The organism is Streptomyces huasconensis (genome assembly GCF_021028635.1).
GTDB lineage: Bacteria > Actinomycetota > Actinomycetes > Streptomycetales > Streptomycetaceae > Streptomyces > Streptomyces huasconensis.
Genome location: NZ_CP086119.1, coordinates 321,893 through 344,424, shown reverse-complemented (window position 1 = coordinate 344,424; position 22,532 = coordinate 321,893). Strand labels below are relative to the sequence as shown.

Below are 22,532 nucleotides of genomic sequence, written 5' to 3'. Positions count from 1 at the left end.
TCACCGCGTTCCCCGGCCTGGCGGGGAGAACGGCCGTCAGACCCTGCGCCAGCGCGCGTTCACCCAGGAGAAGAGGCCGAAGGCGACGAGGCCGACCGCGATGAGGGCGAGCAGCCAGGGCCCGAAGCCGGTCTCGGTGAAGGAGCGCAGCGTGTTGTCCATGCCCTTCGCCTCACCGGGCTCGTGCTGCAACGCGGCGGTGAGGGCGAACCCGCCGGCCACGGCGAACACCGTGCCCCGGGCCACTCCGCCGGCGATCCCGAGGACATCCGTGAGCTGCCGCATCCGGCGCGGCATCTCCGACAGGCGCAGCCGCTTGTGGAACTTGCGCATCAGCGCCCGCCCGGCGATCCACACCCCGGCGATGAGCACGCCGATGCCCGCGGCGGCGACGAGCCACTGCCCGGCGGGCCAGTCGAGGACCTTCGCGGTCACGTCCTTGGTCTGCCGGTCGCTCGCGCCGCTGCCGCTGCCCTCGTCGCCCGCCGCGTACGCGAGGACGGAGTACGACACGAAGACGTAGAAGAGGAAGCGCGCCCCGGACAGTGCCCGCTTGCCCGGCTTGTGGCCATCGGGCCCCGCCTGCCCGAAGAGGGCCTCCGAGAGCCGCCACAGCGCCATCCCGGCCAGGGCGATGCCGAGCAGCCACAGCAGGATGTTCCCGAACGGCCGGTCGGCGAGTTCCGCCACGGCGCCGCCACGGTCGGCCTGGCGGCCGCCGCCGTCGGAGAAGGCGATACGCAGGGCCAGCACCCCGATGAGGAGGTAGATCACTCCGCGGCCGACGAACCCGGCACGCGCCACCGCCTCGGCGGTACGTCCCTTGGCGGCCCGCCGGGCCCGGCCCTTCCCGTTCGCTGTCACCGAAGGCAGATGCATGGCTTCCAAGTGCCCCCGCGATACCGGCTTATGCGATTCGTGCGCGTCTTCGCAGGTCGCAGCGGGGTCTATCCCTCTGTACACCGTACGTCGTACGGGACGCGTCGCGCGAACGGTCGGGGCGGTCCGGATCAGTGGTCAGTGGTTACCCGGTGCGGGCTCCCGGCCGCCCGCCCGTGTACGGGGCGCTGGCCGGGATCGTGAACGTCCGGTCGAGGCGGGTGATGCGGAGCACGCGCCAGTTCCGCGCGGTGCCGGGCACGAGCCACAAGGTGCCCTGGCCCGCGGCCACGTACTGCCGGATGCGCACCAGCAGCCGCAGGCCGCCGGCGTCGAGGAACGTCACCTTTCGCAGGTCGGCCACGACGTGGCGGCCGGCCTGGTCGAGGAGCGCCGTCACACGGGGGGTGAGTTCCTGGTCGGCCCAGGCGTCGAGCTCACCCCAGAACGCGAGGACATCTGTGCCGTTCACCACGCGGTGACGCAGGCCGAAGGTGAAGTCGGCGGTGCCCGTTTCCCAGTCCAGCAGTGTCCTGCCTCCTTCACGGAGAGTAATCGACGGAGGGTGGCGCGGCCTTCCGGGACCGGCGCCTGACGCCACCGGAGTCAGGGGCGGCACCGAGGTCTTATGTCCATCGTTCCCGCTCAGAGCCGTTCGTACCCTTGTGTGGGCGGTAGTTTGAGCGAACTCTCGCACCGATCAGGGCCCATGACGTCGATTACGTAGTGTAGTTGCTGGTCGGGAGGGTGGCGACGTACGGGCGGAGCGGTCCCTCGGTGAGCGGTCGCGGGGCGCCAACTCCCTGAAAACGCGGCAAAACCACCTACTCCGAGAAGCGCGGGCAATTCGTACGGATCGTCGGCATGCTGTCGTGCGCGGGGCGAGCAGCGGATACGGTGCTGGCGTGGTGATCGATAGGGAGGGGCCGGTGCCCGGTACTGCGCTGCTGATCGCGGCGGCCCCCGTGACCAAGAGCCGTCTCGTGGACGCGGCTTCCGTGCTGCCCGTGCTCGCGGCGGTCGCGCCGGCCACGCTCGCCGGCACGGACACCGCGAGCGTGGTGGAGCTGGCGGACCCACTGGACCCGCAGACGGTCCTGACCCGGCTGCGGGCCGCCGCCATGGCGCCCGGACCGCTGACGATCTACCTCGTCGGGCAGGTCCATCTCGACCGCCGCCAGCGCCACTTGCACCTCGCGCTCGCCCGGGCCACCCCCGCCACCATGCGCTACACAGGTTTCCCCTGGGACTGGTTCACCCAGGAACTGCGGCTGCGCCCGGCGGGCAGCACCGCGCTCATCGCCGACCTGCACACCGACGCCGAGAGCTGGCAGGCCCTGCGTGAGCAGCCGCTCGACGCGGGGCCCGGCGTCGCCCTCTACGGCCGCGTCGCCCCGCCCGCCCGGCGCCGCACCCCGGCGGCGCCCGCCTACATGAAGGCGCTCGCCACCATCCTGCGCAGCGGCCACCGCCCCCCGCTGCTCCCGCTCCACCAGCAGGCCGCCGCCCAGTCCCTCGGCGACGACGCCCCCGACCTGCTCCTCGCGCTCGACCCCCACGCGGCACCGCCGCCGTCGGCCGCCGCAGCGCATCTCCCGCAGGCACCGGCCGTGCACCCGCCGGGGCCGGATCAGCCCGGCATCCCGCACAGCGACCCGCACACCGACCCGCACGCGGCGATCACGGCGGCGGTCGAGGCGGGCCGCCACGGCGAGGCGGCGGCGCTCGCGGCCTCCTGGGAGCAGACCGCCCTGCGCATGCACGGTCCGGGCTCGAACGAGGTCATCCATTGGATGGAAGTCCGCGCCGACCTCGCGCGGTTCGCCGGAGATCCGGCGCGCAGCTGCGAGACGTGGCTCGCGGTCGCGACGGCCCGCCTCACGGCCGGGCAGGCCCCGGACTCCCCGGAGGTCGAAGCCGCGGCCGACCGGGCCCACCACCTCTGGGACCGCGTACGCGACCCTGAGGCCGTCCGCGCCCTCGGCCCCGCGTTGATCCGCCTGCGCCGTCAGGTCCCGGGCCGCCAGCGCGGCACGCTGACGCTGGCCCAGCGCCGCCTGGAGCAGTTCCACGGACAGCGGGTCGGCTGAGGCCGGCGCCGGGCGCCCGGCGCCCGGCGCCCCGCGGGTCAGCCCGCCGTGCCGAACGCCTGGGTCCACCAAGGCCCGCCGGAGGCATTGTGGATGCCCACCCCCAGCTCCTTGAAGTCGCAGTTGAGGATGTTGGCGCGGTGGCCGGCGCTGTTCATCCAGGACTCCATCACCGAGGCCGGGGTCCGCTGGCCCCGCGCGATGTTCTCGCCGTACGTGCTCCAGCGGTACCCGGCCGCCGTGATGCGGTCGCCGGGGTCCGTGCCGTCCGGGCTGGTGTGGTCGAAGTAGTCGCGCGCGGCCATGTCGGCGGAGTGCTTCGTGGCGGCCGTGGCGAGCCTGCCGTTGGAGCGGACCGGGCCGCAACCCGCCTTGGCTCGCTCGGTGTTGACCAGCGCGACGACCTGCTCGGCCGTGCCGTTCGGCGCCGCGGGAGCCGGGTCGGGCGCCTGCGGCTTCCGCTTCGGCTCGGCCGTCGGCCTGGTCTTGACGGGCGTCGCGGACGGCTTCTTCGTCGGCTGCTTCTTCGCCTTCTTCTTCGGCTTCTTCTTGTCGGTGCTCGGCTTGGCCGAGGGGGAAGCCGAACGCTTGGGGGAGGGGGACGCGCTCTTCGAGGCCGACTCCGCCGCCGAGGGGATGGCGGAGCCGGGGGCGGCGGCGGTGGCCGGGGAGGTCTCCTGCGACTCCGGCCCCGTCAGCAGATGCACCGCCGCGCCACCGGCGACCAGCGCGGCGACCGCCGCGGCCACCCCGGCGGTGCGGCGCCGGCGCCTGGCGCGTTCCTGCCGGGCCAGCGTCCGTGCCGAGACGGGGGCTCCACCGTCGTGCGAGGGGGCGGCCGAGCCGACCACGACCAGATCGGGCGACGCCACCCGCTGGGTCAGGGCCGCTGTCACGGGCACGAGAGCGAGCGCCACGAGCAGCCGCTCGGCGGGCACCAGATTGGACCAGTGCCCCGCGCAGACCGCGCAGTCACGCGCATGCCGGGCCAGCCGCTTGCGCCACAGCGCGGACGGCACGCCGTCGAAGCCCGCCGTCAGCTCCCTGAGCCCCTTGCAGAGCGGCTCGGCCGCCAGGGCACGGACGACCACCCGGGCCGTCTCCAGCTGCGCCTTCATCCGCTGCACCCGCACCGCCGCGTGCTGCGGGGACAGCTCCAGGGCCTCGGCGACCTCCGCCCGCGTCAGCTCGCCCGCGGACTCCAGCCACCACAGGGACAGCAGGGCCCGGTCGTCCTCGTCCAGCCACCGCGTCGCCTCCGCGGTCTCCTTGCGCTGCCCCGAGAGGCCGAGCCGCGTGATGGTCAGATCCACGAAGTCCGCGCCCGGGTCCACCACGTCGTACCCGTCCGCGAGACCACCACCGGCGGGTATCGCACCCGAAGCGCGCTCCCGCCAGTGCCCGCGTATCTGGTTCATGGTGATGGCCACCAGCCAGCTGCGGAAGTTCTCCGGTTCCCGCAGGCCGTCCAGGCCCCCGAGGACGCGGAGCATGGTCTCCTGCACCACGTCGTCCACGTCCGCGTGACCGTTCAGGGCCCGCCCGACGATGTTGTAGACCAGCGGAAGGTACTCCGCCACGAGCGCGTCCTGCGCCCCCTGGTTGCCGTCCTGCGCCGCCCTGACCATCGCGACTTGGCGTTCGCTGCTCACGCTGAGACCACTTTCTGTGTGGGGACCTGTCTCCTCCGACACAGGGGAGACGCGCGGCCCGGGCCCGGATAACAGAAACCCGCCGACCGGACGAGAAGAATCCCGGTCCCGACGACGGGCGCCGGTCGGGCTCACGGCTCGTCGTGGGCGGTGAGCTGCTCGGACCTGGCCACCAGCCGGGACAGTTCGACGCGAGAGCGTACCCCGAGCAGCGCGAAAACGTTGCGGAGGTGGTGGTCGACGGTCCGCGGACTCACCGACAGCCGCCGCGCCACCTCCCGGTTGGTGGCGCCCTCCGCGACGCAGCGGGCGATCCGCAGCTGCTGCGGAGTCAGACCCGACAGACCCCCCGGCGGCTCGGGGGCGCCGGCCTCCCCGGTGGCGCGCAGCTCCGCCCGCGCCTGCTCGGCCCAGGCGCGGGCGCCGCACCGCTCGAAGGAGACCAGGGCGTCCCGCAGCCTGCCCCTGGCCTCCCCGGGACGGCGCCTGCGCCGCAGCCACTTCCCGTACAGGAGCTGGGTGCGGGCGCTCTCGAAGTCACCGCCCACCAGTTCGTGGCGGGCGAGCGCCACGGCGTAGAGCGCGTCACCGTCCTCGGGTGCGGCGAGCAGGGCGTGGCAGCGGGCCAGCTGCGCGGGGGCCTGCGGGTCGGCGCCCTGGGCGGCCCACGCGGCGAACTCCGCGACGCAGCCGCGGGCCGCCTCCGGCTCCCCGGCGAGGGCGGCCGCCTCCGCGAAGCAGGGCACCGCGAGCATCCGTACGGCGAAGTGACCGCGGCGCGGCCCCGGGCGCACCACGGGGCCGAGCCGCGCGGCGGCCTCCGGCGCCCGGCCGCGGCCCAGGTCCACGCGGGCCAGCGCCCACTGCACCAGCGTCGAGGCCTGCGCGAGGCCGTGCCGGTCGGCGGTGCGCGCCGCGGCGGCCGCGTGCGCGTCGACGGCTTCGTCCTCGCCCTCCATGGACGCCACCAGGGCGAGGATCGCGTGGTGCCGCGCGGCGATGTTGCGCTGGCCGGTACAGCGCGCCGCGCGCAGTCCCTCCTCGGCGTGGGCTCGGGCCCGGGCATGCCGCCCGGCCCGCAGTTCGGCGTAGGCCAGGTACTCCAGGGCCTGCGGTACGTGGATCTCCGCACCCGAGGCCCGCGCGGCGGCCAGCGCCCGGGCGTTGATCCGGGAGGCCGCCGCGAGATCCCCCACGACCAGGGCTGCCACCCCGGCCCGCAACAACCGCGACGGCTCCTCCGCGCCCTGCCCCAGCGCCACGACCCCGCGCAGCCCGTGACGCGCGGCACGGAGCCGGCCGCGCATGACGACGGCCATGGCGGCGCGGTACTCCTCGGCGAGGGAAGCTTCGGCGGGGGAGGCTTCGGAGGGGGAGGCTTCGGAGGGGGACGCGTGAGGTGGCGGGTGGGGGAGCGGGGCCGGGGGCGACGGCCGGGTGGGTGGCGGCTCCTCGGTCCGTGTCCTCTCGGCCCGCGGGCCGGCGTCGGCCGACGTCGGCTGCGCGGCATCCGGGCAGTCGGCGGGAGTGCCCAGCGCCGCCAGGTACGCCTCGGCGTCCCCCATGTCCCACGCCGCCGCCATGGCCCCCAGGCGGGCCTCCCGAGCGCTCTCAGGGTCGTGCGGGGCCAGGAGTTCCGCCGCGAGCAGGAGGGCTTCGCGGGCGTCGGCCACCGGGCCGTCCCCCAGCGCCAGCCGGCCGCGGATCAGCTCGACGGTGCCGCGCACCCGGGTGTCCGCCGACTCGGACGCGGCGGCGGCGAGCAGTTCCCGCGCCTGTCCGGGCCGCCCCGCCAGCCGGGCGTGGTCCGCCGCGGCCGCCCGGCGCAGGGCGCGGTCCCGGGCGGTCTGGGTGAGGTCGGCCGCGGCGGAGAGCGCCGCCGCGCGCAGGGCCGGGGACGGCGCCGCCCCCGGTGCCTCCGCCGCGACGGTCAGCGCGGCCGCGAGCCGGGCGTCCGGTCCCGTGGCCGCCAGGGCCCGGTGCAGCCGACGCGGCAGCGCCGGAGCACGGGCCTCGTCGAGGGCCGAGGCGAGCAGCCGGTGGGCGTCGCGGCGCCGGGCGGGCGGAGCACCGGCGTACAGGGCGCGGCGCAGCCCCGGCACGTCGAAACAGATCCGGTCGGCCGTGCGGCGCACGAGCCCGGCCGCCTCCGCCGGGAGCAGGGCCGCCACGTCGAGCCCGGCCGCCGCACCGGCCCGCAGGACGAGTTCCGCGTCGGCGCCCGAACCCGCCGCCCCGGGCTCATGCGCGGCGGCCGCCAGGAGCAGCAACTCACGTGTCTCCGCAGGGAGTTCCGAGGGATCGACACCGCCGTACGCGGGCGCGGGACCGGCACACAGCCGCCGGGGCAGCGGGGCCCGCCCCGCCAGCTGATCCGGCGTCAGCGCGGCGACGAGCGCGCGGAGCGCCCCCGGGTTGCCGGCCGCCGCGTGGAGGAGTTCATTGCGTACGACGGTGTCCGCGCCGCCCCGCGTCACGTCGTCGAAGAGCGCGGCGGCTTCGGGCGGCGCGAGGGGGTCGAGGTGGACGACGGGCAGCCCCGCCAAGTGCGGATCGTCCGCGCGGCGGGCGGCGACGGAGAGGATGAGACCCACCGGATGCGGTCCGCCGAGGCGACGCGCGGCGAACCCCAGGGCGGCGCGGGAAGCCGCGTCCCACAGGTGGGCGTCGTCCACGCAGACCAGCAGCGGGCGCCCGCCCGCCAGCTCGCGCACCACGGCGAGCAGGGCCCCCGGCTCCTTCGGCAGCGGGCGCGGCGCCGCCCCCGTACACCACAGGGAGTGGACGCCGCTGTACGGGATCAGGCTCTCGGCGGGGACGGCGCGCGTGCTGAGCGCCGTCCCCGACCGGAGGGAACGGAACGAGCGGACGGCGTGGGCCAGCAGCGTGGTCCGGCCGAGCCCCGGCGCCGCCACCAGCATCAGGGCTCCGCCCCGCCCGTCGCGCACGCCGGTCAACAGGGCGTCGATGGCGTGCAGTTGAGCGCTCCGGCCGTACATCCGGAGGGGACCCGTCACAGTCGTCAGTCCGGCCACGACCGTCACGTTACTTCCACGTAAAACTTCTTGGAAGCCTCTCAGGAGGTGTGCGGGCAGTTGCCCCGGTACTCCTCGATCGTCGTGCTCGGCCGGGGGAGGGGGCAGAGGAACCGCTCGTAGCGCACGTCGTTGTCGATGAACCGCTTGAGCCACGAGACGCTGTACTTGGCGATGGTGGTGTTCGAGGTGTTCGGCGTGAAGTGGCTCGCGCCGTTCAGTTCCAGATACGCCTTGTCGAGAGAGCCGGGAAGGCTCTCGTAGAAGGGCTCGGAATGCGAGGAGACCGGGGCGACGGTGTCGCCGTCCGCGCCGACGACCAGGGTGGGCGTCCGCAGTTCGGGCCACGTCTTGTCGAGGTTCCAGCCGGTCAGCGGGATCGCCGCCTGAAGTCCCGGCCTGCTCTTGGCGGCCTCCAGTGAACCGCCGCCGCCCATCGAGTGGCCCATGACGCCGAGCCGGCTGCTGTCGACGCGTCCGCGCACGGTGCTGCGCTGCGTCAAGTAGTCGAGAGCCGCGAGGAGTTGATCGCCGCGGCTGTCGGGCTGGTCGACCGTGGTGAGGGTGTCGATGGTGAAGACGACGAAGCCCTGCGAGGCGAGCCGCGGCCCCAGCCACGAGATGGACGACTGGGTGGCGGTGAAGCCGGGGGAGATCGCCACGGCGCCGAACGTGCCGTCGGCGGTGCTCGTCGGGTAGTAGATGGTGCCGCCGCCGAACCCGGTGACGCCCAAGGACGGCACGCGGGTCTCGGACACGGCGTAGTGGCCGCGGGGGGCCTCGATGCTGGAGACGGTCGGCTCGGGACCGCGTTCGTACGGATTCTCCGCGGCGCCCGCGCTCCCGGACTGGGCGGTGACCAGCCCGCCCACGGCCAGGAAGGCGGCGAGCGACGCCCGCAGGAGGCGCGGCCGCAGCCGTGACCTGCGCGGGGACGGAGGGCTGCCGGGGGTCTCGACACTGAGCTGCTGCACGACGGTCGCATCCTTTCGACGGCGCGATGACTGGCAGCGGCTACTGTCCGGGCGCACCCGTCCCGGGCACATCGGCGAAATCACCGGTCTTCGACGGACCGACGCCCTGAAAGACGACTTCGGGGTGGCGCGCGGCCGGCCCGTCGAGGAGTGGCTCCCGCTCGCCGCGCAGCCACTGCTCGAAGAAGGCGCCGACGTACGTACGGGTGATCTCCTGGGAACGCTCACCGGAGAGCGGCACCTCGGGGTCGACCACCCCGGCCTGCCCGGCCAGAACCGGAAGGTCGGTGAAGGTGAAGTGCCCGGAGCCCCGCACGGTGAGCCAGCGCTTCCAGCCGTCGAGGCCCTGCCAGGTGCGGTCCCAGTTCTTGCCGTCCCCGTGGCCCGGGGTGTGCTCGGCCTCCGTTCCGAGCATCAGGAACGGGCGGCCGTCGATCCCGTCGGGACCCGTGTGGAAACTGCCGTCCATGTTCAGGCCCGCCCGCACCCGGGGATCGGTGGTCATGGTGGCGAGCGCGGCGGCGCCTCCGATGGAGTGCCCGCCGGCCCCGATCCGCCGGCCGTCGATCATCCGGGCGTGCCGCCAGGAGGACTCACCGCCGGTCAACCGGTCGATGACGTACGAGAGATCCTTGGCCCGCCCCTCGGTGACGACCTTTCCCATCCCCGGCTGCTCGGCGGGAGCGCAGGCTTGGCAGGTGAGCATTCGGCCGCCGGGGAAGGCCGTGCCCACGGACTCGTACGCGTGGTCGACGGTGGCGACGACGAAGCCCCGCGAGGCCAGGTCCTCCGCCAGGTGGGTCAGGGTGGAGCGGGGCGCGGTGAATCCCGGGGAGAGCACGACCAGCGGGAAGCGCCCCGGCGCGGGCCGCGTCCCGGAGCGCGCGAAGGTACGGGTGGAGCTGTACGCGGCGGGGGACATCTGCCCGTCCACCTGCCAGGCCTCCAGCGACAGCCGGGCCTCCTCCTCGGAGGTGTACGGGACGGGGTGCCCTCCACCGTGGCGGCCCGGGTAGTGGACGGACACCATCAACTCCCGCGCGCCCGCCGAGGGCACCCACGGATCGCGGCGGCTCTCGTCGACGAGGTGCAGCGTGTCGCGCCCCACCGCGTAGGGCCCGGTGGGGCGCGGCAGACGCAGCGGAGCCGTGTCCGCGGCGTCGGCCGACGTGGCGCGGGCGGCGCCGACGCGGTCGGCGCCGTCGGAGGGCGAGGCGTGGGCCGTCGCCGTGCCGACGGTGGGCGCGATGAGCGCGAGGGTGAGGGCGGCGACAACGGCATGTCTGCGCAGCGGAGTTCGGGAAAGGGTCATGTCACAGGAGGCTAGAGCGGCGGGGGAGGGGGCGCGTCGACCCATGGGCGGACAGGGACCAGACCGTAGAGGTACGTGACTGTCAGCTCCTGGTAGGAGGCGGGACACGGCCACGTCCGGGTGAGGCCGGGAGCGGTCGGTCGACGAGGGCGGCCGTGGGCGGGGCCGCGCTTGCGCGACGTGTCCTCCGCCCACGGCCTTTGGCCGCCGTCTCGGGGGTGACAGCGGCGTCCTCAGCGGCGCCGACCCCGCTGAGGCGCACAGGAGGCGCAGGCAAGGCGCGGCACGCAGGGTGGCTGCCCGCGGAAGGGGCGGGCCCTACGCGTCGCCCGCCGCCTCCCGCAAGAGCGGGCGCAGCCGACGCATGCCGCGCCGCGCATGACTCTTGACCGTGCCGAGCGGCCACCCGGTGCGCTCGGCGATCTGTGCCTGTGTCAGCTCCTCGTAGAACGTCAGACACAGCACCGTCCGCTGCGGCACCGGCAGCAACGCCAACTCCTGGGCCACCAGCACCCGGTCGAGCACCACGTCGGCCTCCTCGCGGTATGGCCGCTCCCGGGCGAACCGCGTCCCGGCGCCTTCGGCGAGGGCCGCCCCGCGGGACCGCGCGGCCAGGGCCTCCGCGATCTTCCGCCGGGTGATGCCGCGCAGCCACGCCGCGGGAGTGGCGGCTTCGGGGCGGTAACCCGTCCGGCCGTGCCACGCGGCGAGGAACACCTGCTGCGCGACGTCCTCGGCCTCGCGGTTGTCCCCCAGCGCGCGCCTGGCCTGGTCCCGCACCCGGGGCGCCCACTGCCGGTACACCGCTGCGAGCCACGCCTCGTCGCCGTGGGCCGGTTCGGCGGCCGGAGCTTCACCGCTGGCCGGTACTTCGGCTCGTGAGGGATGCGGCACCGCTGTGCTCATCGACGCCCGTCACCTCCTTGTCGCCCCTGTCAACCGCTCTGCCCCAGGCGGCGATCGGTCAGGCGGGTCGCGGCCCGGGTCACGGCTGGGCCATAGTCGGAGCAGCTTCGCGCACCCGGCAACCCGCGTCGTTTGTGCGTCGTATCGTGAGCGGATGAACGATGCGGCAGTCACCACCGGCGCTCTGGCGAGGCGGCTGGGCGTGTCGCCGACGACGCTGCGCACCTGGGACCGCAGGTACGGCCTCGGTCCCGCCACCCGCGAGCCCGGCCGCCACCGCCGCTGGTCGGAGCGGGACATCGCGGTGGTCGAGGAGATGGGCCGCCTCACCTCGCTCGGGGTGCCGCCGGCCGACGCCGCCCGTACGGCGCTCAAGCGCGGCTCCGACCCCGCCGGTCCAGGCGTGCCGTCGCCCCGGGAGGCCCCCGGCGCCCGCGCGGCATCACCCGACGTCTTCGTGCGGGAGCGGCGGGGCCTGGCGCGCGCCGCCGTCCGCCTCGACGCCCCCGTCGTCCAGGACTTGCTGACGGGGGCGGTGGAGCGGCACGGCCTGATCGCCGCGTGGCAGGAGGTGATGGTGCCGACGCTGCACGCGGTGGGCCGCAAGTGGGAGGAGGCGGGCGACCGTTACGTGGAGGTGGAGCACCTGCTGTCCTGGCACGTCTCCCGCACCCTGCACCGCTGCGCCCCCGCCACCGACACCGCCGCGACCGCCCCGCCTCCGACGGCGACGCTCGTCCTGGCCTGCGTGCCCGGCGAGCAGCACTCGCTGCCCCTGGAAGCACTCAGCGCGGCCCTCGGCGAACTGGGCGTCCGCCAGCGCATGTTCGGCGCCGCCGTACCGGTCGAGGCGGTCTCGGCGGCGGTCCGCAGGACGGGCCCGGCGGTCGTCGTCCTGTGGTCGCAGGCCCGCTCCACGGCGAGCGTGCCGCTGGCCCGGCACATCGCGGACACCCGCTGGGGCGTGCGCGGCGCCCGCGGCAGGCCCGTCGTCATGCTCGGCGGGCCGGGCTGGGCGGGCCCCGCGGTGCGCGGCGCCCTGCGGCCGACCACCCTCCGGGAAGCGCTGACACAGATCGGCAAGGTGTGCGGCGATCGCTCCAACACGGCTGTGCGACAACGCGGTTGACGTGCGAAACGCGTCGGCACCCTTGACACGTGCGTACTGTTTCGCGACCTTTGAGCATCGCCGAGCAACCCGGAGAAGTGGCAGGACGCCGACGCCGACAGCGCGTCATTGGGGGGAGCGGTCGCCCATGCGATCCACAAGCGATGACCCGCACGCCGTACCAAGGCGGGCGGGCTGAGGTGGACATCAGCATCCACACACTCGACGGGCTGAGCGACCCGCTCCGCACGGCCTGGCACCGGGCGATGGACGAGTCACCCGAGTACGCCAACCCGTTCCTGGCGCCCGAATTCGCCGAGGGCGTCGGCAGGTTCCGCGGCGGCGCCCAGGTGGCGGTGTTGCGGGACGGCGGTGAGCCCGTCGGCTTCTTCCCGTACGAGCGCAACTCCTTCGGCGTCGGCCGGGCGATCGGCCTCGGACTCTCCGACTGCCAGGCGCTCGTGCACCGTCCCGGAGTCGTGTGGGACACCGAGGAGCTGCTGAAGGCCTGCCGGCTCTCCGTCTTCGAGTTCGACCACCTCGTCGAGGAACAGAAGCCGTTCGGCGCCCACGTCACCGGCACGTTCGCCTCACCGGTGCTCGACCTGACGACCGGTGAGGGCGACTACGCCGAGTGGCTGCGCGGCGCCTACCCGAGGCTGGCCAGGACCACGCTGAAGAAGGAGCGCCGGCTGGTCCGCGACCTCGGCGAGATGCGGTTCGTCTACGACGAGCGCGACCCGCGCGTGCTGCGTGCCCTCATGCGCTGGAAGTCCGCCCAGTACCGCAGGACGGGCCGCATGGACCGGTTCGCGCGGCCGTGGATCGTCGACCTGGTGGAGCACCTCTTCCAGGTCCGCGAGGAGCACTTCACCGGGGTGCTCTCCGCGGTGTACGCCGGGGACCGGCCGGTGGCCGCCCACTTCGGGCCGGCCTCCCGCACGGTGTTCGCCGCGTGGTTCACGGCGTACGACCCCGAGTTCCGCTACTACTCGCCCGGGACGCTGATGCATCTGCGGATGGCGGAGGCGGCCGGGCGGCACGGCATGCGGACCATGGACCTGGGGCGCGGCGACAAGGAGTACAAGGACTGGCTCAAGACGCGGGAGCTGCGGGTGGGCGAGGGCTTCGCGACGCGCCCCCACCCGGTCGCCGCGGCGCACCGCATGTGGCGCAGACCGGTGCGCGGCCTGCGCAACACCGTGCTGGCCCACCCCAGGCTCCGGGAACCCGCCGACCGGCTCCTGAAGACGGTCGGCGCGCTGCGCACGTCGGCCCGGGCCCGCCGAGCCGGATGACCGGGCCCGGCGACTCCTCACCGCGACGACCTCCGGACCAGCGGAAGCGAAGGGTGCCGATGCCGTACGGATCACGGCTCGCCGCAGAGATGACACGACGGCTCGGCCGCCCGTGCCTGTACACACCCTCGGCCCGGCTGGCCCTCTACCTGGCGCTGCGCCGCTGGTGCGCGCCGGGTGCACGTGTCCTGATGTCACCGGTCAACGACGACGTCATCCTCTTCGTGGTCCTCGCGGCAGGGCTGCGCCCGGTCCAGGCCCCCGTCTCCGTGTGGGACGGCAACATCGACCCGGCCGCGGTCCCGGAGTCGACCTGGCGGAACGTGGACGCCGTACTGACCACCAACCTGTACGGCGTCCCGGACCGCGTGGTCGAACTGCGCCGCCACTGCGACCAGTTGGGCATACCCCTCTTCGAGGACGCGGCGCACGCGATCGGCACACGCGTCGAGGGGCAGCCCATCGGCACCTTCGGGACGGCGGCGGCGTTCAGCCTGTCCAAGCACGTGGCGGGGATGGCCGGCGGCTTCCTCGCGGTCGAGGACGCCCAGGAGCGGCGCGAGATGGAGCGGTTGCGCGACGACCTCCTCGTGCCGGGCCGCCTCCACGGCGACCTCGCCACCACGCTCCGCCCCCTGGCGCGTTCCGCCGTACGCGGCCTGCACCTGGTGCGCCCGGTGTGGCGGACGATGCAACACCTCGGGCTGCTCGAACGCGACACGTTCCGCATGGACCTGCGGCCGCGGCGGCTCGCGGAGTGCGCGCGCCACGCGCCGAGCCTGTCGGCGTACGAGCCATGGGTGCGCGTCGACCTCCATGGCTTCCGCGAACGCCACGGGACCCTGGTGCGCGGCCAGTTGAAGGTGCGGATGGACCGGCTCGACGGAGATCTCACCCGGCGCTGCGCGGGCGTCTCCCTGCTGGCGGGCACCGCCTGGGCGGGCCGGGCGCTGCGCGACCGCACGGCGAAGGAGGGTCCACTCCCTCTCTTCCGCGTGCCGCTCCTGGTCGAGGACCGCGACGTTCTCCTCGACCGCCTCGTGGACCACGGCGTGGTCTGCGGATACGTCTACGACCCTCCGCTCGACGACTACGCGGGCGCCGAGTTCGTCGAACCGTCCCCCGATCCGTCGGCCGCCCGGTGGTTCGCCTCGCACACCCTCCCGGCCGACCCGCTCCTCGCCCGCAGGATCATCAACGCCCTGGCGAAGGAAGGGGCCAGGCCCGCGCTCCCGGAGTCATCGGCCCCCGACTCCGCGTCAGGTTCCGGGCCCTCACCCGGGAGAGGCACGGCGCCCGCGAAACCCCAGGTCAGGTAGGGACGTTCGGGCGGTGGCCGCGCCCGAACGCATCAGCGCAGTCGTCGCGCCTTGTGCTGTCGGACCGTCAGACGCGCGTCGACCTCCACAGAGCGGGGTGCGGCCGCCGCCCTCACCTCGGTGACGGCCCGCCGCGCGAGGTCGCGCAGCACCGCTTCCGGGCGGCCGTCGGGGGCCAGGACCAGCGTGACGCGCGCACGCAGCCTCCGGGGGCGGCCCAGCAGCGTCACCTGGGCGCGGGCCACGCCGTCGACGGCCTCCGCCCGTTCGGCCATCGCCGCGGCCAGCGCGGGACCGGACAAGGTCACACCCGGCTGCCCCAGCGGCATCTCGCGCAGGCGTCCCGCACGGACCTGCGCCCACCCCCACCACAGGAACAGCAGGACGCCGGCGCAGAGCGCGGCGATCACCAGGGCCGGCCACCAGCCCTGGTCACGCCAGCGGCCGAGCGCCTCCCCGTCGAGCCAGGTCCTGCCCGCGGGGGGCCGCGGCCACCGCGCGGGCAGCCGGTCGCGGACGAGGCCGGTCGCCGAGGCCAGCGCGGCGCCCGAGACCAGCAGCACCGCCCCCACCCCCAGCAGGACCGCGCGGTTGGTGCCGTGACGGAGGCGGCTCATCGCGGGGTGCCCCCGGGGCTCGCACCGGCAGCCGTGGGCGGTACGTCCGCTTCCGGTGGCACGGGAGCACGCCAGGCGGGCTCGGCGCGCACCCGGACCCGCAGCCGCGGGGGCCTCGCCAGACCGCAGGCGGCCAACGCCTCCTCAGCGGTCTCGGCCACCGTACGGCGCGCGGACTCCAGGTCGCCGAAGGCCAGCCCGGCACGCACGCGCACCCGGCGCCGTCCGACACCGACCCGTACCCGGGTGAGGCCGGGCAGTTCCGCCACGGCGTCCCGCAGCAGCGTGGCCACGGCCCGCCGGTCGAGCACCGCCCGGACCCCCGCGGCCGGGCCCGCCATGGGCAGCGCACGGCGCCGCCCCGGCGTGAGGGCCAGGACCAGCAGCCATACGCCGAGCAGGAAGACGGCGGCCGCCACCGCCGCGCCGGGCCAGGTGCCGCTGTCCGGGCCGTGCGTGGTCAGCCACTCCGTCAGCCGGCCGCGCCACCGTGCGGGCGGATGTCCGGCCGCGTGGACGGACACCACGTCGTACAGGAACAGACCGCAGACCGCCGCGCCGCCGAACGCCATCGCCGCGACGGGGAACCGGCGCGGGGACCAGGGCCGCCGCGCCCGGTTCCCGCCCGTGGGCTCCACCACCTGCTCCGCCGCCTGCTCTGACCCCGCGGCCACCGCCTCGTACGCAGCAGGCGGCCCGGCCGCTGTCGCCTCGGCCTCTTCACCCACCCGCACGCGCAGTTCGCGGACGCGGACGCGCGCCGAGGGCACGGCGAGACCGGTGAGGCGGGCCGTGCGGTCGGCGACATTCGACCGTACGCGTTCACCCGCCTCGTCGAGCACCGCCGGGTAGGGCAGGGCCACGGTGACACCCACCTCGGCCCGGCGGCCGCGCACCACGGCCGAACCCCGGCGCACTTCGACCTCGCCCGGGGCCAGCGCCTCGGTGGCGGCCCGTTCCGCGATGCGGCGCACCGCCCGCTCGGCCACCGTCGTCGTGCCGCGCTCGGCCGCGGGGGTCGCGCTCATCGCCGCCCCCGGTCACGGCCGCCGAGGAAGTCCCGCAGGTCCGTACCGCTGTCCACGAGACGCCCCGCGACGAAGCCGACCGCGCCCAGCGCGGCGACCACCAGGAATGCGCCGAAGCCGCCGAACCAGCCGGCGAACCCCAGGGCCATCCCGGCGATCATGCCCACCAGAGCTGTGCTCACCACTCACCTCACCCCACAGAAGGAGACGTCACGCGAACAGGGACGTCACGGCCGCACCCGCTGCCCCGCTACTCCACCCGCGTCTCGCCGGCGGACTCCGAGGTGTCGTCGTCGGGCAGCCGTACGTCGTTGACCGCGACGTTGACCTCGACGACTTCGAGGCCGGTGATCCGCTCCACGGCGCCGATGACGTTCTCGCGCACGTCATGGGCGACGTCGGTGATCGGCACGCCGTACTCGACGACGATGTCCAGGTCGATCGCCGTCTGCCGCTCGCCGACCTCGACCTTCACGCCGCGTCCGACGTTGGGGCGCCCGCCAGGGACCCGGTCGCGCACCGCGCCGATGGTCCGCGAGAGGCCGCCGCCCATGTCGAAGACGCCGGGGATCTCCCGCGCCGCCATCCCGGCGATCTTCACGACCACCACGTCGGCGATGGAGGTCTTCCCCCGGGTCGCGGCCGGCTCGCCCGCCCCGGTGCCGCCCGTCACGGTGGTGGTCCCGGCCACCGGGGCGATGCCCGCGCTCTTCTGGGCCGCGCCCGTGGCGCCGCTGTCGCTGCCACCGGACGTGGCCACGTTCGCATGGATGTCCTGAGTCGCCATACCGGCATCTCCTCGTCGTCGAAGTCCTGTGCGGGGCAGGTGACTGAACGGTCGATCGGCCGTCCGGCGGCCTGCCGCTCCGCCGAGCGTTCGGTACCCGGACCGGGTGCCCTGCTCCGTGCTTGTCTGACACGGACGGCGGGGATTCGTTACGCGCCTCGGAAGAACTGCTCGTTCCGGGAGGTAACGTGCCCTCGCCGCGTAACGTCGGCGGCCGTCCGTGTGTCGTACGAGCACGACCTGGATGAGAGGAGCCGCGTGTGCCCGGGGACCGGGGCGGAGCGCCGCAGGACCCAGCGGAGGAGTCCGCGCGGCGCGAGGACGGATTGCTGGCGGTACGGGCCGGGGAAGGTGACGAAGAGGCCTTCGAGGAGCTGGTGCGACGCCACGCGCCCGGCCTGCTGCGGCTGGCGACGCGGCTGCTGGGGAGCAGGACGGAGGCCGAGGACGCCGTGCAGGAGTCGTTCGTGAGCGCTTGGCGCAAGCTGCCGGAGTTCCGGCGGGACGCCCGGTTCGGCACCTGGATACACCGCATCGTCACCAACCGGTGCCTGAACGTGCTGCGCGCCCGCCGTCCCGTCGTGGACCTGGAGGGCGTGCCCGAGCCGCAGGCTCCCGAGCACGAGGCATCGCCCGCCAGGGTCGCCGAGGGGCACGCGGCGGTGGCGGACCTGAGCAGGGCGATGGCGGGACTGTCACCGGAACAGCGGGTGTGCTGGGTGCTGCGCGAACTCAACGGCCTTCCCTACGAAACCATCGCCGAGTCGGTCGGGATCAGCCCGGAGGCGGTGCGCGGCCGCGTCTTCAGGGCGCGGCGCTATCTCACGGAGGCGATGGCCGCATGGCGGTGAACGAGGGAACCGGACCGGGCGAGACGCGCGAGGCGGCCACCGGGGAGAGCCCGGCGGACGACCGCGCGGAGCGGGAACCGCTGCCGTGCGGGCGGGAGTTGTGGAGTGTGTGGGAGCGCCGGGAGAGCGGCGAGCCCGATCCGCACGCCGACGGCTGCCCGCACTGCACCGGGGCGCTGAACACACTGCGCCATCTGGAGGACGTCGTCTCCGCCGCGCGGGCGTCGGAGCCGCGGGAGCCCGAGGAGGCCGACGCCTCCGCGCTCGTCGGCCGCGTCATGGACGTCGTCCGGCTCGAACTGCGGCCGGGCCGGACGCTGCCGCTCGGCGAGGAGGACGAGGACGCCTGGATCGTGGAGGCCGCCGCCGCCCGGGCCGTTCGCGCGGCGGCGGAGACCCTGACCGGGGTCCGTGCGGGCAGCTGCCGCATCGAGGTCCGCCCCCAGGACGGCGCGCCCCCCGCCCCGACGGGGCGCCTGCCCCGGGGCCCGGTCGAGATCCGCCTCGAAGTGCAGGTGGCCCTCACCCGGAACCTCCAGGAGGTCGCCGAGCGCGTCCGCCGGCGGGTGCTGGAGGCGGCCACCACCGAGCTGGGCATGCCGGTCGCGACGGTCGACGTGACGATCAGCGACCTCATCGACGACATGAACGACACCGACGACAGCGACGACATCGGCGACGGCGTGGAAGGGTGGCGGCCGTGACGGAGCAGCGCGCAACCGGAGACCTGACCGACACCGTCGCGAGGGCGGTCCTCGACACGGCCGGGGTCGCCTTCCTGCGGCCGGGCCTTGCCCAACTCCTGCGCACGTCGGGCCCGTTGGCCCGCGTACGGGCTGGGGGCACCGGCAGGCCGTCGCACTCCTCGGGCGTCCGCGTGACACGGCTCGGCGGCACCGGGCGGTGGCACGTGGAGGTGCACCTCGTCCTGCACCGGGGCCGCCGCGCCGTGGACGTGACCCGGGCGGTGCGCGCCGCCGTCACCGAGGCCCTGCGCGGGGAGGTGGGCAGCCCGCCTCGGGTGTCCGTGACCGTGACGGGGCTGGTGTGAGGCCCTGAGGTGGCGTGTTGCCGTTCGGTGACATGGAAGACAGAGCTGTGACGTGCGCGAGGGCAACGGCCCAGGGGCGTCGCGGGTCGTATGGGGCATGAGGTCGAAGGGCGGACGGACCTGCCCGAAGCAGACCGAGCGAACCATGTGGGGGAGAACGATGAGGACGAACGTACGCAAGAACAAGGGCCTGTTCGCCGCGGCGGCAGTGGTGGCCGTCGCAGGGGTCGCCGCCGGGACGGTGCCGGCCTCCGCGGCCGACACGCCCCGCTTCCTGGCGCCTTCCGAGCTGCCGCCGCACGCGTCGTCGCCCTGGCACGCCGGGCCGGTGACGTCGGGGCAGCCCGACCCGCTGCCGATGTGCGTCGGTGAGGGCCTGCCGTCGACCTCGGTGCACCGCACGTACCGCACCGACCTCGACACCGGGGCGCTCCAGGTGACCGTGGTCGAGCGCAGCGAGCAGCGGGCCAAGGAGTTCGCGGCCCTGCTGCGCAAGAAGCTCGACGGGTGCGCGGAGACGGTGATGAAGCAGAACCCCGAGATCACCGCCTCGCAGAAGTACTACGGCAAGGTGAACGCCGAGGAGGGCGCACACGTCTACGGCGTCCACACGGTCGCCTCTTGGGGGGCCAACGACATCAACATGTTCGCGGTCGGACGCGACGGCACCACGGTGACGCTCGTGACGTGGGGGCAGATGGGCACCTTCGCGGACGCGCAGGTCAGCGACTTCAAGACCACCACCGCCACGGCCGTCAACAAGCTCTACTGACCCTCGGCCCATCACACCGCCCCGCTGCCTCGGCTCCTGACCCGCGTGTCCGGAGCCGAGGCCGCGCCGTTCCGGCGAGGGGCGGCGCTCCGTAGGCGGTATCCGTCGCCCTCCCCGACGACGTGGCCCGCGGTCGGCGGCGGGAAGTGGCCGCCCAGCAGCAGCGTCCCGGTGCCGGCGAGCCCCGCGAGGAGTTCCCGGCGGCTGCGGACGGCCTGGCCGGGGTCGGTGTCCACGCAACTGGTGATGCCGGGGTGACGCATCTGCACCGGGTGGTGCACGCAGTCCCCGGTGACGACGGCGTCCCGGTCGCCTCCCTGGAGCCGCACGGCGACGTGCCCCGGTGTGTGCCCGGGGGTGGACAACAGACGGATGCCGTCGGCCACTTCAGCCTCGGGGCCGGTCATGTCGACGAGGTCGAGCAGTCCGGCGTCCCGGACCGGGTGGACCGAGTCGCGGAACATCTGCCGGCGCGGCTCCTCCAGGTCGCTGCCGGCCCAGTGGTCCCATTCGGCGCGGGACGTCACGTAGCGTGCGTGGGGGAAGGTGGGCACCCAACTCCCGTCCTCGTAGCGGGTGTTCCAGCCGACGTGGTCGGTGTGGAGGTGGGTCAGGACGACCAGGTCGACGCTTTCCGGCGCGAAGCCCGCCGCCGTGAGCCGGTGGAGGTAGTCGGTGTCCAGGCCGTGCCAGGCGGGGTTGGCCCGGGTCTTGCCGTTGCCGATGCCCGTGTCGATGAGTACGCGCAGTCCGTTCGCCTCGACGGCGAACGTGTGGCTGGCCAGACGCAGGACGCCGTCGGCCGTGGCGAAGTCCGGCCGGAGCCACGGGGTGCCGCCCACGACGCCGGGAGTGGCGGCGGGCAGCAGCCAGGGGCCGGTCTGCGGGGGGAGCGCGACTTCGTCGATGCGGTGCACGAGCAGATCGCCCACGGCCCAGCTCGGGGGTGCGGGGCAGTCGGCGGGCTGCGGGGAGGCGGTGTTCTGGGCCATCTCGGGTCGGTCCCTCCAGGACGAGGAGAAGTAAAAGCAATCTCTTTGCGTTTAGGCGACGGTATGCCGTACGGTCCACTAACGCAAATGTTGAGCTTTTACAGGGAAGGAACTCCCTTGGCCATGGCGACGACCCCAGAAGATCCGCGTCTGCTCCCGCACGAGGTGGCCCAGTGGGCGCGAGGGGCGGGGCTTCCGCTCGACCCCGGACGGCTCGACCTCGTGACGGCCACCGCCAACCACATCCGGAGCGTCATCGCCGTACTGCGCGATCTCGACCTCGATGCCGACCTCGATGCCGACCTCGATCCCGATATCGATCCCGCTGAGGCCATGCAGGCGCCGGCGTCGGCGTACCCGGTGCGGGGCGCGGAGGAGGGGCGGGGCGATGCGGCCGTATGAGCTGACGCTCGCCCAAGCGGCGCGGGCGATCGCGGCGCGGGAACTCTCGCCCGTGGAGCTGGCGGCCTCGGTGCTGGACCGCATCGACGCCGTCGAAGGGGACCTCGGTGCCTACGTCACGGTCCTCGCCGACGCCGCGCGCCAGGCGGCCGCCCGGGCCGAGGAGGACATCGCGGCGGGGCGGCGCCGCGGCCCCCTGCACGGTGTCCCCATGGGCCTCAAGGACCTCATCGATGTCGCGGGTCTGCCGACCACGGCCAGTTCCCGGGTCCGTGCCGCGGCCCCCGCGGCCGACCGCGACAGCACGGTCGCGAGCCGGTTGCGCGCAGCCGGAGCGGTCCTGCTCGGCAAGACCCACACCCACGAGTTCGCCTACGGACTCACCACGCCCCAGACCCGCAACGCCTGGTCCCACGACCGGGTGGCCGGTGGCTCCAGCGGCGGCTCGGCGGTGGCGGTCGCGGCGGGCGAGGCGACCTTCGCCCTGGGGACGGACACCGGCGGCTCCATCCGCGTCCCCGCGGCACTGAACGGCGTGGTGGGCCTCAAGCCCACCCACGGACTCGTCCCCGCACGCGGCGTCACACCCCTGTCGTGGTCCCTCGACCACGTGGGTCCGATCACCCGCACCGTCGAGGACGCCGGGCTCGTGCTGGCAGCGCTCCTCGGCGGCGCGGCCGACACCGGCGCCGCGCCCGGCCCCGCCCCTCGCCCATCCGACAAAAGCCTGACCGGCCTGCGCGTCGGCGTACCCCGGAACCACTACTTCGACCGGGTCCACCCCGAAGTGGAGCAGGCCGTCCGCGCCGCCATCGGCACCCTCGGCGAACTCGGCGCCGAACTGGTCGGCGTCGACATCCCCATGACCAAGTACCTCCAGGCCACCCAGTGGGGGCTCATGGTCCCCGAGGCCACGGCGTACCACGAACGGACCCTGCGGACCTCCCCCGAGCTGTACGCCGACGACGTCCGCACGCTGCTCGAAGCGGGCGGACTCGTCCCGGTGGGCGACTACCTGCGCGCCCGGCGGTCCCGCACGCTCATGCGCGCCGCCTGGGCGCGGCTCTTCCGGACCGTCGACGTCATCGCCGCGCCGACGGTGCCCGCCACCGCCGCCCGCCGCGACCAGCAGACCATGCGCTGGCCGGACGGTTCCGAGGAGAGCGTCTCCGACGCGTACGTACGCCTGTCGGCCCCGGCCAACATCACCGGCATGCCCGCCCTCACCCTGCCGGTCGGCGCCGACACCACAGGACTGTCCATCGGCATGCAGCTCATCGGCGAACCCTTCGGCGAGGCCACGGTGGTGCGGGTCGGTCGCGCGTACGAGATGACCCGCTCCCTGAAGCCGGGGGAGCGGGGGAAGGGGATGCCGCCACACGCCACCGGGACGCCACCGCATGCCGCTGGGACGCGCCCGGCGCCAACAGCTCAAGCAATGTCTTTGCGTTAAGGTGGA

At 74.5% G+C, this 22,532-nt stretch carries 22 protein-coding genes; 10 read left to right on the top strand and 12 right to left on the bottom strand.

Annotated elements, in window-relative coordinates:
- Positions 1–36 precede the first annotated feature (36 nt).
- Together J2N69_RS01470 and J2N69_RS01465 are read right to left on the bottom strand one after the other, a co-directional pair.
- Entirely contained in the window at positions 37–879 is an 843-nt protein-coding gene (locus J2N69_RS01470) for a DUF1206 domain-containing protein (RefSeq protein WP_230899056.1), read from the bottom strand.
- Positions 880–1,024: 145 nt separating this feature from the next.
- Positions 1,025–1,354: an STAS domain-containing protein gene (locus J2N69_RS01465; protein WP_230899055.1), complete on the bottom strand. Its 330-nt coding sequence runs from the start codon at positions 1,352–1,354 to the stop codon at positions 1,025–1,027.
- A gap of 454 nt (positions 1,355–1,808) precedes the next feature.
- On the opposite strand from J2N69_RS01465, the gene J2N69_RS01460 reads away from it, so the two are divergent.
- A complete protein-coding gene (locus J2N69_RS01460) occupies positions 1,809–2,969 on the top strand; it encodes a hypothetical protein (protein ID WP_230899054.1) in 1,161 nt (386 codons plus the stop codon).
- Between the two features lie 38 nt (positions 2,970–3,007).
- Here the strand turns inward: J2N69_RS01460 and J2N69_RS01455 are convergent, their stop codons facing one another.
- The 5 genes from J2N69_RS01455 to J2N69_RS01435 all read right to left on the bottom strand — a co-directional run bounded on the left by J2N69_RS01455 (position 3,008) and on the right by J2N69_RS01435 (position 10,848).
- Positions 3,008–4,621 (bottom strand): sigma-70 family RNA polymerase sigma factor, encoded by a 1,614-nt coding sequence (locus J2N69_RS01455; RefSeq protein ID WP_230899053.1) that lies wholly within the window; start codon positions 4,619–4,621, stop codon positions 3,008–3,010.
- Between the two features lie 131 nt (positions 4,622–4,752).
- Positions 4,753–7,656, bottom strand: a complete 2,904-nt coding sequence (locus tag J2N69_RS01450; protein WP_230899052.1) for a helix-turn-helix transcriptional regulator — start codon at positions 7,654–7,656, stop codon at positions 4,753–4,755.
- A gap of 41 nt (positions 7,657–7,697) precedes the next feature.
- The gene (bdeA, locus tag J2N69_RS01445; RefSeq protein WP_408056659.1) at positions 7,698–8,630 is read right to left on the bottom strand and encodes a bis(hydroxyethyl) terephthalate hydrolase; all 933 of its coding nucleotides are present in this window, start codon (positions 8,628–8,630) and stop codon (positions 7,698–7,700) included.
- A gap of 40 nt (positions 8,631–8,670) precedes the next feature.
- On the bottom strand, positions 8,671–9,942 hold the full coding sequence (locus J2N69_RS01440) for an alpha/beta hydrolase family protein (RefSeq protein WP_230899051.1): 1,272 nt from the start codon (positions 9,940–9,942) through the stop codon (positions 8,671–8,673).
- A gap of 318 nt (positions 9,943–10,260) precedes the next feature.
- A complete protein-coding gene (locus J2N69_RS01435; protein WP_230899050.1) occupies positions 10,261–10,848 on the bottom strand; it encodes an RNA polymerase sigma factor in 588 nt (195 codons plus the stop codon).
- Between the two features lie 154 nt (positions 10,849–11,002).
- Between J2N69_RS01435 and J2N69_RS01430 the strand changes: the two genes are divergently transcribed.
- From J2N69_RS01430 to J2N69_RS01420, 3 genes are all read left to right on the top strand, one after another.
- Positions 11,003–11,977, top strand: coding sequence for a MerR family transcriptional regulator (locus J2N69_RS01430; RefSeq protein ID WP_230899049.1), 975 nt, complete (start codon positions 11,003–11,005; stop codon positions 11,975–11,977).
- Positions 11,978–12,120: 143 nt separating this feature from the next.
- Positions 12,121–13,254: a GNAT family N-acetyltransferase gene (locus tag J2N69_RS01425; RefSeq protein ID WP_230899048.1), complete on the top strand. Its 1,134-nt coding sequence runs from the start codon at positions 12,121–12,123 to the stop codon at positions 13,252–13,254.
- A 59-nt stretch (positions 13,255–13,313) separates the two neighbouring features.
- The gene (locus J2N69_RS01420; RefSeq protein ID WP_230899047.1) at positions 13,314–14,573 is read left to right on the top strand and encodes a DegT/DnrJ/EryC1/StrS family aminotransferase; all 1,260 of its coding nucleotides are present in this window, start codon (positions 13,314–13,316) and stop codon (positions 14,571–14,573) included.
- A gap of 32 nt (positions 14,574–14,605) precedes the next feature.
- Here the strand turns inward: J2N69_RS01420 and J2N69_RS01415 are convergent, their stop codons facing one another.
- The 4 genes from J2N69_RS01415 to J2N69_RS01400 all read right to left on the bottom strand — a co-directional run bounded on the left by J2N69_RS01415 (position 14,606) and on the right by J2N69_RS01400 (position 17,005).
- Complete coding sequence (locus J2N69_RS01415; protein ID WP_230899046.1) at positions 14,606–15,190, bottom strand: alkaline shock response membrane anchor protein AmaP; 585 nt, start codon at positions 15,188–15,190, stop codon at positions 14,606–14,608.
- Positions 15,187–16,218: a DUF6286 domain-containing Asp23/Gls24 family envelope stress response protein gene (locus J2N69_RS01410; RefSeq protein WP_230899045.1), complete on the bottom strand. Its 1,032-nt coding sequence runs from the start codon at positions 16,216–16,218 to the stop codon at positions 15,187–15,189. The genes J2N69_RS01415 and J2N69_RS01410 overlap by 4 nt, the downstream gene beginning before the upstream one ends.
- Entirely contained in the window at positions 16,215–16,400 is a 186-nt protein-coding gene (locus J2N69_RS01405; RefSeq protein ID WP_127911471.1) for a hypothetical protein, read from the bottom strand. Before J2N69_RS01405 ends, J2N69_RS01410 begins: the two co-directional genes overlap by 4 nt.
- A 68-nt stretch (positions 16,401–16,468) precedes the next feature.
- A complete protein-coding gene (locus tag J2N69_RS01400; RefSeq protein WP_230899044.1) occupies positions 16,469–17,005 on the bottom strand; it encodes an Asp23/Gls24 family envelope stress response protein in 537 nt (178 codons plus the stop codon).
- 260 nt (positions 17,006–17,265) lie between these two features.
- On the opposite strand from J2N69_RS01400, the gene J2N69_RS01395 reads away from it, so the two are divergent.
- The 4 genes from J2N69_RS01395 to J2N69_RS01380 all read left to right on the top strand — a co-directional run bounded on the left by J2N69_RS01395 (position 17,266) and on the right by J2N69_RS01380 (position 19,679).
- On the top strand, positions 17,266–17,856 hold the full coding sequence (locus J2N69_RS01395; protein ID WP_230899043.1) for an RNA polymerase sigma factor: 591 nt from the start codon (positions 17,266–17,268) through the stop codon (positions 17,854–17,856).
- A complete protein-coding gene (locus J2N69_RS01390; RefSeq protein WP_230899042.1) occupies positions 17,847–18,560 on the top strand; it encodes an Asp23/Gls24 family envelope stress response protein in 714 nt (237 codons plus the stop codon). The genes J2N69_RS01395 and J2N69_RS01390 overlap by 10 nt, the downstream gene beginning before the upstream one ends.
- Positions 18,557–18,907, top strand: a complete 351-nt coding sequence (locus J2N69_RS01385; RefSeq protein ID WP_230899041.1) for an Asp23/Gls24 family envelope stress response protein — start codon at positions 18,557–18,559, stop codon at positions 18,905–18,907. The genes J2N69_RS01390 and J2N69_RS01385 overlap by 4 nt, the downstream gene beginning before the upstream one ends.
- Before the next feature lie 160 nt (positions 18,908–19,067).
- On the top strand, positions 19,068–19,679 hold the full coding sequence (locus tag J2N69_RS01380; protein WP_230899040.1) for a hypothetical protein: 612 nt from the start codon (positions 19,068–19,070) through the stop codon (positions 19,677–19,679).
- 11 nt (positions 19,680–19,690) lie between these two features.
- Here the strand turns inward: J2N69_RS01380 and J2N69_RS01375 are convergent, their stop codons facing one another.
- A complete protein-coding gene (locus J2N69_RS01375; RefSeq protein ID WP_230899039.1) occupies positions 19,691–20,671 on the bottom strand; it encodes an MBL fold metallo-hydrolase in 981 nt (326 codons plus the stop codon).
- Between the two features lie 123 nt (positions 20,672–20,794).
- On the opposite strand from J2N69_RS01375, the gene J2N69_RS01370 reads away from it, so the two are divergent.
- Both J2N69_RS01370 and J2N69_RS01365 read left to right on the top strand, forming a co-directional pair.
- Entirely contained in the window at positions 20,795–21,073 is a 279-nt protein-coding gene (locus J2N69_RS01370) for a hypothetical protein (RefSeq protein ID WP_230899038.1), read from the top strand.
- A complete protein-coding gene (locus J2N69_RS01365; protein WP_230899037.1) occupies positions 21,060–22,526 on the top strand; it encodes an amidase in 1,467 nt (488 codons plus the stop codon). The genes J2N69_RS01370 and J2N69_RS01365 overlap by 14 nt, the downstream gene beginning before the upstream one ends.
- The last annotated feature ends 6 nt before the right edge of the window (positions 22,527–22,532 follow it).